A 14,798-nucleotide genomic window follows, 5' to 3' on the forward strand; every position below is an offset into this window, starting at 1 on the left:
TTTTTTGTTATTTGCCACGAATTCACGAATTATACTAATTATTATTCTAATGAAACCTAACAGGTTTTTAAAACCTGTTAGGTTTATATCTAGATTTAGATCCAAAAAAGTCAAAAAACTTAGCACCTTAGAACCTTAGAATCTCAGCACCTATCTCTTAATAACTCTTTTATTCGGTTTACTGCTCATATAAAACGTAATTTTCCCGCCATTCATAACATCTTCATGTTTCAAGAAAGGTCTAGAAAGTTCTTTTCCATTCAAAAGTACTTTTGAAACAAATACATTTTTATCTGATTGATTTATGGTTTCTACTTCAAAAGTTTTTCCGTTTTCTAAATTCAAAACAGCATTTTTCATCAGCGGACTTCCTAATGCATATTCATCAGAACCTGGAGCAACTGGATAAAATCCTAAACTGCTGAAAATATACCAAGCACTCATTTGTCCGAAATCATCATTTCCTCCTAAACCGTCAGCGCCATTTCGGTACATTTTTTTCAAGATCATTCTAATTTTATCCTGCGCTTTCCACGGAGAATCTGTCCAATTGTATAAGTACACAACATGATGCGAAGGTTCATTTCCGTGAACATAATTCCCGATAATTCCGTCTCTTGTTATATCTTCTGTATTTTCAAAATACTTATCTGGCAAGTGCATGTTGAATAACGAATCTAAACGAACTTTAAATTTCTCATTTCCTCCCATCAATTGAATCATATTGGCAGGATCTTGCGGAACATACAGACTGTAATTCCAAGAGTTTCCTTCAATAAAACCTTGTCCGTGAGTATCTAATGGATCAAATTCTTTCTTAAATGTTCCGTCATTCAATTTTGGACGCATAAAACCTGTTTTCTCATCGTAAACATTTTTATAATTTTTCGACCTTTCAATGAATTCATTATAAATTTCCGTTTTACCCAATTTCTTTGCAGCTTGCGCGATTGCCCAGTCATCATAAGCATATTCTAAGGTTTTAGAAACCGAAGCACCGCTTTTGTCTTCTGGCACGTATCCTTTATTCACATAAAACTCCAATCCATCGTAGTATGGAACTTTTGCAGTATTCACACAAGCTTGAAGCGCTTTCTCGGCATCAAAACTAATATTGCCTTTTACAATTGCATCTGCCACAACCGAAACAGAATGATATCCAATCATACACCAGTTTTCGTTTGCATAATGCGACCAGATCGGAAGCATTTTATGAACACTCTGATCTGAATGCGCCAGCATCGAACTCACCATATCAGCGTTTCTTTTTGGCTGTACAATATTAAATAATGGATGCAAAGCACGATACGTATCCCAAAGCGAATAACTGGTATAATTGGTAAAATTTTCGGCTTTATGAACATTCATATCCAAACCTTTATAATTTCCGTCTAAATCCATGTATTCAGTTGGACCTAAAAAAGCATGATACATTCCGGTATAAAAGTTTACTAAATCTTCTTTTTGAATGGTTTCAACCTGAATTTTATTCAATTCTCTATTCCAAACTTCCTGACTTTGCTTTTTCACTTTTTCAAAATTCCAATCAGGAGTTTCTTTTTTCATGTTTTCTAATGCTCCAGCAGAACTCACAGGCGATAATGCCATTTTAATTTTGATTTTCTCTCCTTCATTCGTATCAAAATCAAAAAACAATTTTAAGTTTTGTCCTGCCATTTCTGGAAAGTTTTTCGTTTGATCAAATCTTCCCCAGAAACCTCTGTAAACACTTTTTTCTTGAGCCGCTTGTCCGTAACTTTTAATTGGTTTGCTGAAAGACATCGCAAAATAAACTGTTCTAGTTCTCGCCCAGCCATTTGTTTGGCGGTATCCTGTTATCAAAGTATCATTTTCTACACGAACAAAAGTCCAAACATTCTTTTTATCATAATTATAAATGCCAGAAGTCAAGTCCAAAATGATATGCGCTTCATCAGACTTTGGAAAAGTGTACTGATGCATTCCAACGCGAGTTGTGGCTGTCAATTCTGCTTTTATTTTATGATCTTCCAGAAAAACGCTATAATAGGCTGGTTCAGCTCTTTCTGTCGAATGCGAAAATGCCGATCTATACCCTGATAACGGTTTTGATTCCACACCAGGATTTAATTGCAATTTTCCTGTTGTTGGCATAATTAAGAAATCGCCCAAATCTGAATGTCCAGTTCCACTAAAATGGGTATGGCTGAAACCTACAATGGTTTTATCTTCATATTGATATCCTGCACAGTATTTATAAACTTCGCCATTATATTTTCCATTTAAACTATAAGCGATTGTATCGGTTTCGGGACTTAATTGCACGCTTCCAAAAGGAACTGTTGCTCCTGGATAGGTGTGCCCCATTTTTGCCGTTCCAATCATTGGATCAACGTACTGAATAAGGTTTTTATTTTGAATTCTTTTTTGCGCCATTACATTAACAACCGAAAGCAATATTAATGCAAGAAGAAAATTACTGTGTTTTATTTTGATCATATTATAGTTTTTCTTTTAAATCTTTGTTGTCATTTGAATGTAGAAAAGTACAATAAAATCTATTTTTAAAAAACATAAATTTAGCAGGACTCAAAAGGTTTAAATATCTTTGGTATACTAAAAGCGAATCCAAAACATGAAAAAATATATTTTAATTCTACTTTCTTTCTCTTCTTCATTTATTTTTTCTCAAAAAATTGAAAGCCATAAATTAACCAAACAGGAAATTGCAGAGCGCGAACTCGAAAATCTAACTGATTTTCCTATCTACAGAGCATTTGAATTTAGCGATAAAGGCGGTGTTTATGAATTGGTTTTGGGCGAAAATCAGAAAACAATTTCTAAGAAAGATACATTAAATACCAAAATACAAGCAGTTTGTGTGATTAATGATCATGGCGGATTTTTAAATCAATGGAAAATTAATGATTTGCTTGAAGATACTCTCCCAAAAGAAACAAACATTTGGTTCTGGACAAAATATTGCAGTACAAAAGATATTGATGACGACGGTTATATTGAACCTGTTATTGTTTATGGAACTCGCAACGAAGATGGTTATATAAGACGCGTAAAAATTATTACGATTTATAAAAACAAAAAATATGTTATTCGTGCAGTTGAATGCGATTTTGATAATTGCAGAAGTTTTGAAAAAGATCAAAGTTGGAATACGCTTCCGCAGAAGATAAAAACGCATATCAATCAATTGACTGAAAAAATGAGAAAAGAGCAGGATGTGCTTTTGAAAAATGGATAGATTTAATTGTTAATTGTTAATTGTAAATGATTGATGGCTGTTCATAATTCACCATTTACAATTAACAATTTACAATTATTTTTTACTCGCTCATTTCATCGTAACGTTCTGGAACTTGCGGATCGTAAAGCGGACATTTGAATTCTTCCATGATATCAACTAGTTTATTCATGTTTTTTCCTTCTGTTCCGTAGCAGTCAATTTTTACACTTTGAGGTGTTGTAATCACTTGAAATGCACCTTTTCCTTTTGGATTTTTCCAGCTGTTTTCATCTACCCTTTCCCATTCGGAAAAAACAGAATTAATTCTATTTATGATTACTTCAACTTGAAGAACAGCTAAACCTTCTACTTCTTCTTTTTCAAGTAGCGCTTCATAAACTTCCTGATTGTTCAGGTAGATTTCGTCTAGATATTTCCAAAAAAGTAATTCGTACATAATTAAATATTTTTAAACCATATAAGTGATATAAGAAAATATAAATTCTTTCTGATTAGAATAGAAAGCTGTCAAATCAAAACAGTGCTTCGACTTCGCTCAGCCTGACAATCTAACTTAAAATGAACTTATTTCACTTATATGGTTATTTTTTTAATAGTTGAATGTTCCGTATTCACTAGTAATAGTCAGCTTTTTAGAATCTGATGCTTCTACTCGACCTACGATTTGTGCATCAACATTGAATGATTTCGAAATTTCAATGATATCTTGAGCGATATTTTCTGGAACGTAAAGCTCCATTCTGTGACCACAGTTGAAAACCTGATACATTTCTTTCCAATCTGTTTTTGATTGTTCTTGAATTAACTTGAACAATGGTGGAACCGGAAATAAATTGTCTTTTATAACATGTAAATCTTTTACGAAATGTAAAATTTTAGTTTGTGCACCACCACTGCAGTGTACCATTCCGTGAATATCTTCTGGAGTATATTTGTCTAAAATTTTCTTGATAATTGGTGCGTAAGTTCTTGTTGGAGAAAGCACTAATTGACCGGCATTTATCGGACTGTTTTCAACTTCGTCAGTTAAATTTATTTGTCCTGAGTAAATTAATTCTTCTGGAACCGCTGCATCATAACTTTCTGGGTATTTTTTAGCTAAATATTTTCCGAAAACGTCGTGACGCGCAGAAGTTAATCCGTTACTTCCCATTCCGCCGTTATAACCTTTTTCATAAGTTGCTTGACCGAAAGAAGCCAAACCAACAATTACGTCTCCCGCTTGAATGTTTGCATTATCTACAACATCAGAACGCTTCATTCTAGCTGTTACAGTAGAATCTACAATAATAGTACGAACAACATCACCAACATCGGCAGTTTCTCCTCCTGTTGAATGAATGGTAACTCCGAATGATTTTAATTCATTGATTAATTCTTCTGTTCCGTTGATGATTGCAGAAATAACTTCGGCTGGAATAAGGTTTTTATTTCTTCCGATAGTTGAAGAAAGTAAGATATTATCTGTTGCTCCAACACATAATAAATCATCAATATTCATGATTAAGGCATCTTGAGCGATTCCTTTCCAAACCGAAAGATCTCCAGTTTCTTTCCAATACATATAGGCCAAAGATGACTTTGTACCTGCTCCGTCAGCATGCATAATAAGGCAGTGCTCATCATCCTGCGTTAGATAATCAGGAACGATTTTACAGAATGCCTGCGGAAATAAACCTTTGTCAATATTTTTTATAGCGTTATGTACGTCTTCTTTTGATGCCGAAACACCTCTTTGTGCATATCTTTTGCTAGAATCTGAACTCATGAAAATTAGTTTGTGTTGATGTGCAGCAAAGATAATCCCTTTTTTTAATTCTTTGAATGATTCGCATATTTGATTCAAAAAAAGTTTGCCACGAATTACACTGATTTCCACCAATTTCTATTCTTTATAAAAAAATAACTGGGAGAATTAGTCCAACTCGTGGCAAAAACTATTCAGCAAAAATGACTATTTCGTAAATAATAGCTCTCTGTATTTGGTTAATGTCCAACTTTCGTCATCTACTAGTAACTCCAATTTGTCACAGTGATTACGAATTTCATCAAAATATGGTTTTACGTTATTGCAATACGCTTCTGCCATTTTTTGAGCATCAGTCAATTGGTTTGCTTTCTTTCTTTCGTTAGTCATAGCCAATACTTTAGAATTGATTCCTTCAATATGGCCAGAAATTTCTCTTATCAGAACAATTTGCTCTTTAGCCAATGCTTCAAAATCTTTTCCGAAAATTTCTTTTAATCCTTTTACGTTGTCAATTAAAGTATTTTGATAACGAATTGCTGTCGGAATAACATGGTTTCTAGCAATATCTCCTAAAACACGTCCTTCAATTTGGATTTTTTTAGTGTATTCTTCCAATTCGATTTCGTAACGCGCTTCAGCTTCAACATGATTAAAAATTCCTAATTGCTCAAATAAATCCAATGCTTGTTTAGAAACTTTTGCTTTTATAGCTTCTGGAGTTGTTTTAAAATTGCTTAAACCTCTTTTTGCCGCTTCTTTTTCCCAAGCTTCGCTATAACCGTCTCCTTCAAAAAGAATCTTTTTAGATTGTTTGATGTATTCTCTTAAGACATTGAAGATCGCATCGTCTTTTTTCATGTCTTTATTTTCAATCAAGTTCTCTACTTCATTTTTAAAGTCGATTAACTGTTTTGCTACAATCGCATTCAAAGTTGTCATTGCATTCGAGCAGTTTGAATTTGAACCCACTGCTCTAAACTCAAATTTATTTCCTGTAAAAGCAAAAGGCGAAGTTCTGTTACGATCTGTATTGTCTAATAATACGTCTGGAATTTTACCAACAACATTCAATTTCAAGTCTGTTTTTTCTTCTGGCGAAAGTTTTCCTGTCGTTACGCTTTCTAACTCAGATAAAACTTTTGTCAATTGCGCTCCAATAAATACAGACATAATCGCTGGCGGCGCTTCGTTTGCTCCTAACCTATGATCGTTGCTTGCTGTTGCGATAGACGCTCTTAATAAAGTTTCGTTATCGTTTACTGCTTTAATCGTATTAATAAAGAAAGTCAAGAACTGTAAATTGCTCATTGGCGTTTTGCTCGGACTCAATAAATTAACTCCTGTATCTGTAGCCAATGACCAGTTGTTATGTTTTCCTGAACCGTTTACTCCTTTAAATGGTTTTTCGTGAAATAATACTTTAAAGTCATGACGTTCAGCCACTCTTTGCATTACATCCATTAATAACGAGTTGTGGTCAACTGCCAAATTAGTTTCTTCAAAAATTGGAGCCAACTCAAACTGATTTGGCGCAACCTCGTTGTGACGCGTTTTTACTGGAATACCTAATAACATACATTCCTGCTCTAAATCTCTCATATAAGTAAGAGCACGAGTTGGGATAGATCCAAAATAGTGATCGTCTAACTGTTGCCCTTTTGCTGAAGTGTGACCTAATAATGTTCTTCCTGTCATCATTAAATCAGGACGAGAATTTGCCAAAGCTTTGTCAATCAAGAAATATTCTTGCTCCCATCCTAAAGTTGCCGTTACCTTTTTTACGTTTTTGTCAAAATATTTACAAACTTCTGTAGCCGCTTCGTCAATTGCAGACAATGCTCTTAATAAAGGTATTTTATTATCTAAAGCTTCACCTGTGTAAGCGATAAATACTGTCGGAATACATAAAGTTGTACCATATATAAAAGCTGGAGAAGTCGGATCCCAAGCTGTATAACCTCTTGCTTCAAAAGTATTTCTGATTCCGCCGTTCGGGAAACTAGATGCATCTGGTTCCTGCTGTACCAATTGAGCACCGCCGAATTTTTCTACAGATTCACTTCCGTCATAAGAAGTTTCAAAAAAAGCATCGTGTTTCTCCGCCGTTGTTCCTGTTAATGGTTGGAACCAATGCGTATAATGAGTAACTCCTTTAGAAAGAGCCCACTCCTTCATTCCCATGGCAATATAATCTGCCAGCTTTCTATCTATTTTTGTTCCGTGCTGGATAGCATCTCTTACTCCTCTAAAAGCATCTGAAGTTAAATACTGCTTCATAGCCTTTTCATTAAAAACATTGGCACCAAAAAGATTTGATTTTCGGCCAATTTCTTCAAAATGCACCGGCTTTCTGTTAGAAGCTTGTTGTAAAGCTTGAAAACGTAATGTTGACATGGTTATGTATATTTTAAATTCGTAATAATTTTCATTAAAAAATGATCAGCAAATATAAACAATTAAAACACCTGTTTGGAATATAAATTTTAGATTTTTGAACTATAATTTTTCAACATAAAAGGCTTTTTTCAAAGAATAATGAATTCAAACTACAGAAATATAACAAAACTGTACGGCATTATTGATTAAATAAACATTTTTTCATAATTCCTTAACTCATAAATTCAAAAATGAACCTTAATTATTACGAATTTATTTTTTTAAGGTAATTAAAATTGCTTATTTTGAAATATACCCCCATCAAAATTGCGCTTATCTAAAAAATTATACTTCATAAAACAAAATAGCCCCCTAATTTTTGGGACTGAAAAAATAAATCTATATTTGACCCAACGAAAAAAAAACAAAAAAATTAATTTATATTATTATGGCTAAAATTAAGTTAGAGTACATTTGGTTAGACGGATATGAACCAACTCAAAATCTTAGAAGTAAAACTAAAGTTGAAGAGCACGAAAACTTCAAAGGAACATTAGAAGAACTTGGAAATTGGTCATTTGATGGTTCATCAACAAGACAAGCTGAAGGTGGATCTTCTGACTGTTTATTAGTTCCAGTTGCAATCTATCCAGATCCAACTCGTATCAATGGATGGTTAGTTATGTGCGAAGTTATGTATGCTGACGGAACACCACACCCTTCTAACGGTAGAGCTACAATTGATGATGATAATGATGATTTTTGGTTTGGATTCGAGCAAGAGTATTTCATCATGGATACTAAAACACAACTTCCACTTGGTTTCCCAGTTGGAGGATACCCTGCTCCACAAGGGATGTACTACTGTTCAGTAGGTGGAAAAAACACACACGGTAGAAAATTAGTTGAAGAGCACGCTGACTTATGTATCGCTGCTGGAATCAACTTTGAAGGAATCAACCAAGAGGTTGCTTGCGGACAATGGGAGTTCCAATTATTCGCTAAAGGAGCTAAAAAAGCTGGAGACGAAATCTGGGTTGCTCGTTACCTATTAGACCGTTTAACTGAGAAATATGGTTATTATATCGAATATCACCCAAAACCATTAGGAGATACTGACTGGAATGGTTCTGGTATGCACGCTAACTTCTCTAACACAGTTCTTAGAACATGTGGTTCTCAAGAAACTTACGAGAAAATCTGCGAGGCTTTCCGTCCTGTTACAAAAGAGCACATCGCGGTTTACGGAGCTTACAACGAGCAACGTTTAACTGGTAAACACGAAACTGCTTCTATCAACGATTTCTCTTATGGAGTTTCAGACAGAGGATGTTCTATCAGAATTCCTTTGATGACTGTTCAAAAAGGTTGGAAAGGTTGGTTAGAAGACAGAAGACCAGCTTCAAACGGAGACCCTTACAAAATTGCTGCTAGAATTATCAAAACTGTTAACTCAGCGCTATAATTCAAAGCTTACAATATATATTCTAAAAAGTGCCAGCATAATTGCTGGCACTTTTTTTTAGACAATCTTAGCAAGTTCAACTTTGTCAAAGTTTCAAACTTTGACAAAGTTCTCTCAAAACTTATAACTCATAATTTTAAAAGTAAGTTTCTGATAAATTTAATTTTTAAGTTAGATATCAAAACTTATCTTTGTAAATCATTAAAAAAAATCATTATGATAGTCTGGTCACTCTTTTTACTTGCTGTAATTTTTATTCTTGCTTTAGACTTAGGTGTCTTCAACAAAACACCCCACATCATTAGTACTAAAGAAGCCAGTAAATGGACTTTGGTTTGGGTAACTTTATCTTTTCTTTTTTCAGGAGTAATTTATTGGCTTTACACCACAGACTATATTGATAACCCTGACAATTTGAAGCCGACTGTGGCTTCAATGAAGTTTATAACGGGTTATTTGATTGAGCTTTCGCTGAGTGTAGATAACATATTTGTTATTGCGATTATTTTTGCTTCATTCAAAATTCCGCAAAAGTATCAGCACCGCGTTTTGTTCTGGGGAATTTTAGGCGCTATTGTTTTCCGCGGATTAATGATTTTCTTCGGAGTAATGTTGATCAATAAATTTGCTTGGACAACGTATGTATTTGGAGTTTTCTTAATTTTTACCGCTATAAAAATGCTTTTTTCTGGAGAAGAAGAAGATTTTCACCCAAAAGATTCTTTTATCTATAAAGCTTTAGGCAAAGTGATGCCGATTACATCGGAAACGGATGGAGAAAAATTTTTCATCACAACCAAAACTGCAAAAAAAGCCGCTACTCCATTATTCGTAGCTTTAATTGTTATTGAAGTTATGGACGTTCTTTTTGCAGTTGACAGTGTTCCAGCAATTCTTGCCATTACCAAAGATCCGTTTTTAGTATTTAGCTCTAATATTTTTGCTATTTTAGGATTACGTTCTATGTATTTCTTCTTAGCAAATATGTTGGCAAAATTCAGCTATTTAGAATACAGCTTAGTTGCAATTTTAGCTTTTGTGGGATTAAAAATGCTTTTACACGATTTCTTCCACGTTCCAGAATGGGCTTCTTTAGGATTTATTGCTTTATCTCTTCTAGTAGGAATTTTAGTTTCCCTTAAATTCGGACCAGAAAAAGTTTTAAATGATTCGTCAAGCGAAGAATAATTAGCTACAAAACATATATTCATAAAAAAAGGAAATCGTAAGATTTCCTTTTTTTTTATAACAATAAGTTATTTTTTATTACTTTTCTTATAATTTAACTTTTAAAATTAAAGAAATTACATATAAACATTTACTTTAGACTTTTTAATTTAAATTATAATCATGAAAAAAAATTACTTATTTCTAATTGCAACATTAATGCTCAGTACATTAATGTTCGCACAAACCGTTACATTAACACCTACAGCAGTAAATAATACCAATATAAATACTGGTCCAATCAATTTAGCTTCGATGCCAAATTCAACTATTTCATTAAACATTAAAGTTGATATTCCTAGTAATGTTGCTGTTAACGATTATGGAACATTAAAAATTTACTATTCCAATTTAAGCAGTACAAATGCTAATGTAGCAGCTGGTGGAGATGGTGGCGCACTTTTTTTTGGTGGAGGAAGGACTGCAACTCGAAGCGTTGTAATAAATTTATACTGGAGTGATTTTCTAACTTCCGGGGGATTCATTTATGCTGAATACAAAAATCCTGCTGGAACAGCTTATAGAAGCTCCAATTTAGCGGTGATTAAAAATTCGACTATGAATTCAGGCACCACTCTAAATCCTCCTGCAGATGCCCCTAATCCAAGAAATATTACCAATACATTATGCTGTAATCAGACGGTTAGATTAGGAGAAAGACCACAACCAATAACCGGATCTAAATACTTAAATCCATACGATAATGAACCTTATGGCATAAAAGCTAGTTGGGAAACAAATGGCAATCCGCTTCCTCCCAACTTTTTGAATGTGGACAACATTAACCAGAGCATAGCTTTAGATTATACAAGTTCTCTTGGAACCTTCACAGTAAAAAGAATGCTAGGCTATAGTTATCTTAATGACTACCCAAACACAAGTAATGTTGTAACTATCACTGTAATCAAATCTCCATTTTCTGAAAATATAATTTCAATTGACGGACCATTTGACACAAATGGTTTTGCTGAAACAATATCCACAAATTCAAAAAACATTAATGGAGCAAGAGTAAAAATAAACTTAACAATTTTACAAAATCCAAACCAAACAGAACAAAGAGGAGATAACGTTGTTAATGTGGATAGATATGAATGGGAATACACAAAAACAAATATTAAAAATTGGAAAACTATACAAAATGAAAACTCAGAGAGTCTAGGAAATTTCTTACCTAATGATCTTGATTTTAATGAAGATAACTACTATTTAGTAAGACGAATTGCAGTATATCAAAATTTAAAAAGAGTAAGTAATGAACTAAAAATATTAGTTAGGACAATTAGAAACAATAACACAATATGCTGTGATCAAGTCTTAAAAATTTCATCTCCAACTCAAATTGAATCTCCAGAATCTATAAGTGGTTCATCTATAACGTCTGATCCAAATATAGTTACAATCCACCAGCACTATGTCACATACCAATGGCAACTTCAAGTAAACGGCAGTGACATTACTGATAATTCCTGGCAGAACATAGTTGGAGCAACAAATAAAGATTACACACCAACACAACCATTAGAAATTGTTTCAAGAAGAGGAGAATCGTTAACATTAAAAAACAATTATAAATACAGAAGAATTACTGAAGTCACCTATAGTGGTTATGACCAAAATAACAAATGGATTTCTGGAAAATCAAAAAGTTACAGCAATGAGGTTTCATTAACTGGAAATGGTAACCAATCTGACATAAAAATATATCCAAATCCGGCCACTTCAGTAATAAACATTGAAAATACAAATTTTGCTTATAAAACAGAGACTACTCAAGTAAGTATTGTCAATAACATTGGAGAAACTGTCAATTTAAATAATTTCTCACTTATAACCCCATATATAATAAGTATAGATATTTCAAATCTGCCAGTGGGAATATATTTTATAAATATTCAATCAACTCCAACAAGAATCACTAAATTATCTTTTATTAAACAATAACAACTTTAAATAAAAAAGGAAATCTTTACGATTTCCTTTTTTTATGTTTTAAATCAATTTCAAAAATATTAATTTAAATGCTTAACATTACTATCGTCAATGTTATATTTCTTGATAACGGCATTATAATCTGAATAATCAGGCTTGCTAACAGATTTTCCTGTTGTTGAAAAATCGCCTGGAACAATTACAATTCTAAAAGTTTGATTTCTAATAAGATCTGGAGTTAAAGACAAATCATAAGTTCCTCTTGCATAAATAGTGAAATCAGTTCTACTAAAATCAAAATCATAATCAAGCTCACCTTGAGACAGAAAAAGTGTTCTTGGAATTTGCTGCCAAATTGGAGTTGTAGAGTTAATTAATCCTGACAATCGATATATCAAAATAACATCTGAATCCACAATATTTGGTGTTAATTTTCTATAAATATTATAACCATCATCTTTGTTATAATCAAAATTTACATTTTGAAGTTCAAAAACTTCGGCAACAGGCCCTTCTGGACCACGAGGTCCTGGAGGCCCTTCTGGTCCTTCACAACTAGAAAATGCAATTAAACCGATAACTGCAAATAAGGTAAGTATCTTTTTCATAATTATTTTTTTAAGGATTATACTATATAAAGGTATTCCAAAAATTAAACCAAAAAAAAGAAAAACATGATTTTTCCTCTATTTTTTTTAAATCTCATCTGCATTCGCTAAATCATTTTACTCGTAAAACACTCATAATTAAAGGATAAAAGAAAAATAATTTTCAAAAAAAAGCACCCGCTTTTAACGGATGCTTTAAATAAGATTTATAAATGAATTTAATTACCAGCAGAAATGATTTTTTTACTACTGCTGCCTTTATTAGTCGTAATTTGTAAAATGTAAACTTGGAATTTACCTACGTAGAAATCAATATTAAAGTTATATTCTTTTCCAAAATACGAATCTGTATCTGTTTTAGAAGACAACAATTTTCCTGATAGATCAAACAATTCAATTCTGACATTGCTCGTATAATCAAAGTTATAACGAATAGTAATGTAATTTTTGAATGGAACAGGATAAGCATCAAAACCAGGTTTTTTACTTTCTTTTGCAGTACTTTCCAATACAGGTTTTTCTGTAGTAGTAGGTGTCTGAGTAACTATTGATTCTTGAGTAGCTCCACACGCAAGTGGTTGAATGTTGTATCCTATAGCGATTCTACATTCATCAAATGCATTATTTATCAAATCTACCAAGCTTGCAATATCAGAAAGAGAAACTCCATTAGTGTTTCCGCCTCCTAATGCTTGATTAGCCAAATTAAACAAATCACCAACTGTTTTATCTCCTCCTAGTTTACTAACCACATTGTTTGGAATAGTGTAATATTTGTACTCATTACTTACTGTTCCGTCAAGATTACAAGAACGCACTTTTGGAGTTTTAGATCCGCAACCGCCTTCAGGTTGAGCAACTGCCAATATACCTGCTTGCAATTTAAATTTACTCAACTCACTATCAATACCTAAATTAAGCCCTAAAGTAATGGTTTGAGCCAATAAAGTATTATTGATTCTTCCATTTTTAAGATATGATGAAGGTAATGCACTAATGTGAGGGTTTCCATTTGCAAGCATTTTGCTTCCTCCTCCTCCTGGTAAAACTGCTATTACACCGTTAATATCAGCCTGATTATTAGATACTAAAACAGATTTTCCAACTAAACCAATTGTCATTGTTCCTCCTGGGTACGCACTTAATGCTTTTGCGATAAGAGCTTTAGTTGTGTAAGATTGTCCTCCTGCACAGGCCATACCTCCAATATTTCCGTAAGCTCCTTGAGTATATGTACAAATTGGAGTTGTACATGGAGTGATTAAAAATGTTGATGTTTTTTTAATCGTTTCACAATTATTCGAAACAACATATTCAATAACTAATGCCGTTCCAATCTCAGGTTTTACAAATTGAGATAAATCTGTAGCTTGAACATTTCCTGTACATCCTCCAGTAAATTTAAATCCAGCAATCCATGCAGCAAATGCACCATCTGGATTTTCACCGCAAACAACTGTTTTATTTGGAGGACTTGAAACATTAAGCAAATTAACTTTAGTAATAGTGAAGTCTCGGCTAATAGTAGTTTCATAACATTTATCAGTTACTTTATAACTGACTGTTGTTGTTCCTCCTTCGCATAGTTTCGGCGCAACCGGACTGCCTTGAATAACTCCTTTCGCATCGCATCCTCCGCTCACTTTAAAACCAGCTTTGAATATCTCGAAAGCTGCATCCAGTGCGGCCTGATCCGCATAAGCGCAAGCTAAAGCATTTACTGCTGCAGGAGTCTCTGGCGTTACTGCTGCAGGAATAGTAATAGTGAAGTCTCTGCTGATTGTAGTAGTATAACATTTATCAGTTACCTTATAACTAACACTGGTCGTTCCTCCCTGACATAAGTTTGGCGCTACCGGATTACCTACAAATACACCTTTGGCATCACAACCACCACTTACACTAAAGCCTTGTTTGAAGATTTCAAAAGCAGCATTTACTGCAGCTTGGTCAGCATAAGCACAAGCGGAAGCACTAAAAGGATTAGGTGATAAAGGAACTACTGCTGCAGGAGCCGTGATGGTGAAGTCTCGGCTGATGGTGGTCTCGTAGCATTTGTCGGTCACTTTATAGGTCACTGTTGTTGTGCCTCCGTCGCATAGTTTCGGAGCCTTAGGATTTCCTTGGATCTGTCCTTTCGCATCGCATCCTCCGCTCACTTTAAAGCCCGCTTTGAAGGTTTCGAAAGCGGCATCCAAT

Annotated in this window: 10 protein-coding genes; 4 read left to right on the plus strand and 6 right to left on the minus strand. The window is 33.7% G+C overall.

The genetic code is table 11. The features are described from left to right. Positions 1-150: 150 nt before the first annotated feature. Complete coding sequence (locus tag DMB71_RS13585; protein WP_111366934.1) at positions 151-2,478, minus strand: GH92 family glycosyl hydrolase; 2,328 nt, start codon at positions 2,476-2,478, stop codon at positions 151-153. Positions 2,479-2,614: 136 nt separating this feature from the next. On the opposite strand from DMB71_RS13585, the gene DMB71_RS13590 reads away from it, so the two are divergent. Continuing rightward, complete coding sequence (locus DMB71_RS13590; protein ID WP_111366936.1) at positions 2,615-3,238, plus strand: M949_RS01915 family surface polysaccharide biosynthesis protein; 624 nt, start codon at positions 2,615-2,617, stop codon at positions 3,236-3,238. 82 nt (positions 3,239-3,320) lie between these two features. Here DMB71_RS13590 and DMB71_RS13595 read toward each other — a convergent pair whose 3' ends face one another. From DMB71_RS13595 to DMB71_RS13605, 3 genes are all read right to left on the minus strand, one after another. Then, a complete protein-coding gene (locus tag DMB71_RS13595; RefSeq protein ID WP_111366937.1) occupies positions 3,321-3,677 on the minus strand; it encodes a hypothetical protein in 357 nt (118 codons plus the stop codon). Between the two features lie 153 nt (positions 3,678-3,830). Next, the gene (locus DMB71_RS13600) at positions 3,831-5,009 is read right to left on the minus strand and encodes an AIR synthase related protein (RefSeq protein WP_111366976.1); all 1,179 of its coding nucleotides are present in this window, start codon (positions 5,007-5,009) and stop codon (positions 3,831-3,833) included. 186 nt (positions 5,010-5,195) lie between these two features. Continuing rightward, positions 5,196-7,385 carry a glutamine synthetase III family protein gene (locus DMB71_RS13605; protein WP_111366939.1) on the minus strand — a complete coding sequence of 730 codons (2,190 nt, stop codon included), beginning with the start codon at positions 7,383-7,385 and terminating at the stop codon, positions 5,196-5,198. A gap of 430 nt (positions 7,386-7,815) precedes the next feature. Between DMB71_RS13605 and DMB71_RS13610 the strand changes: the two genes are divergently transcribed. The 3 genes from DMB71_RS13610 to DMB71_RS13620 all read left to right on the plus strand — a co-directional run bounded on the left by DMB71_RS13610 (position 7,816) and on the right by DMB71_RS13620 (position 12,003). Continuing rightward, the gene (locus tag DMB71_RS13610) at positions 7,816-8,832 is read left to right on the plus strand and encodes a glutamine synthetase beta-grasp domain-containing protein (RefSeq protein ID WP_111366941.1); all 1,017 of its coding nucleotides are present in this window, start codon (positions 7,816-7,818) and stop codon (positions 8,830-8,832) included. Between the two features lie 216 nt (positions 8,833-9,048). Next, a complete protein-coding gene (locus tag DMB71_RS13615; RefSeq protein ID WP_111366942.1) occupies positions 9,049-10,020 on the plus strand; it encodes a TerC family protein in 972 nt (323 codons plus the stop codon). A 162-nt stretch (positions 10,021-10,182) separates the two neighbouring features. Continuing rightward, positions 10,183-12,003, plus strand: coding sequence for a T9SS type A sorting domain-containing protein (locus tag DMB71_RS13620; protein WP_111366944.1), 1,821 nt, complete (start codon positions 10,183-10,185; stop codon positions 12,001-12,003). A gap of 68 nt (positions 12,004-12,071) precedes the next feature. On the opposite strand, the gene DMB71_RS13625 is transcribed toward DMB71_RS13620, so the two are convergent. Then, positions 12,072-12,599, minus strand: a complete 528-nt coding sequence (locus DMB71_RS13625; protein ID WP_111366945.1) for a hypothetical protein — start codon at positions 12,597-12,599, stop codon at positions 12,072-12,074. A 218-nt stretch (positions 12,600-12,817) separates the two neighbouring features. Next, positions 12,818-14,798 (minus strand): T9SS type A sorting domain-containing protein (locus DMB71_RS13630; protein WP_162614823.1); only part of this gene is annotated, 1,981 nt, incomplete at its 5' end.

This window comes from Flavobacterium tistrianum, from assembly GCF_003254545.1.
Lineage (GTDB): Bacteria > Bacteroidota > Bacteroidia > Flavobacteriales > Flavobacteriaceae > Flavobacterium > Flavobacterium tistrianum.

What these genes read in the sequence shown, in the direction of transcription:
- DMB71_RS13585 (WP_111366934.1), bottom strand. Translation starts at nt 2,478, where the DNA reads ATGATCAAAATAAAACACAGTAATTTTCTTCTTGCATTAATATTGCTT.
- DMB71_RS13590 (WP_111366936.1), top strand. Translation starts at nt 2,615, where the DNA reads ATGAAAAAATATATTTTAATTCTACTTTCTTTCTCTTCTTCATTTATT.
- DMB71_RS13595 (WP_111366937.1), bottom strand. Translation starts at nt 3,677, where the DNA reads ATGTACGAATTACTTTTTTGGAAATATCTAGACGAAATCTACCTGAAC.
- DMB71_RS13600 (WP_111366976.1), bottom strand. Translation starts at nt 5,009, where the DNA reads ATGAGTTCAGATTCTAGCAAAAGATATGCACAAAGAGGTGTTTCGGCA.
- DMB71_RS13605 (WP_111366939.1), bottom strand. Translation starts at nt 7,385, where the DNA reads ATGTCAACATTACGTTTTCAAGCTTTACAACAAGCTTCTAACAGAAAG.
- DMB71_RS13610 (WP_111366941.1), top strand. Translation starts at nt 7,816, where the DNA reads ATGGCTAAAATTAAGTTAGAGTACATTTGGTTAGACGGATATGAACCA.
- DMB71_RS13615 (WP_111366942.1), top strand. Translation starts at nt 9,049, where the DNA reads ATGATAGTCTGGTCACTCTTTTTACTTGCTGTAATTTTTATTCTTGCT.
- DMB71_RS13620 (WP_111366944.1), top strand. Translation starts at nt 10,183, where the DNA reads ATGAAAAAAAATTACTTATTTCTAATTGCAACATTAATGCTCAGTACA.
- DMB71_RS13625 (WP_111366945.1), bottom strand. Translation starts at nt 12,599, where the DNA reads ATGAAAAAGATACTTACCTTATTTGCAGTTATCGGTTTAATTGCATTT.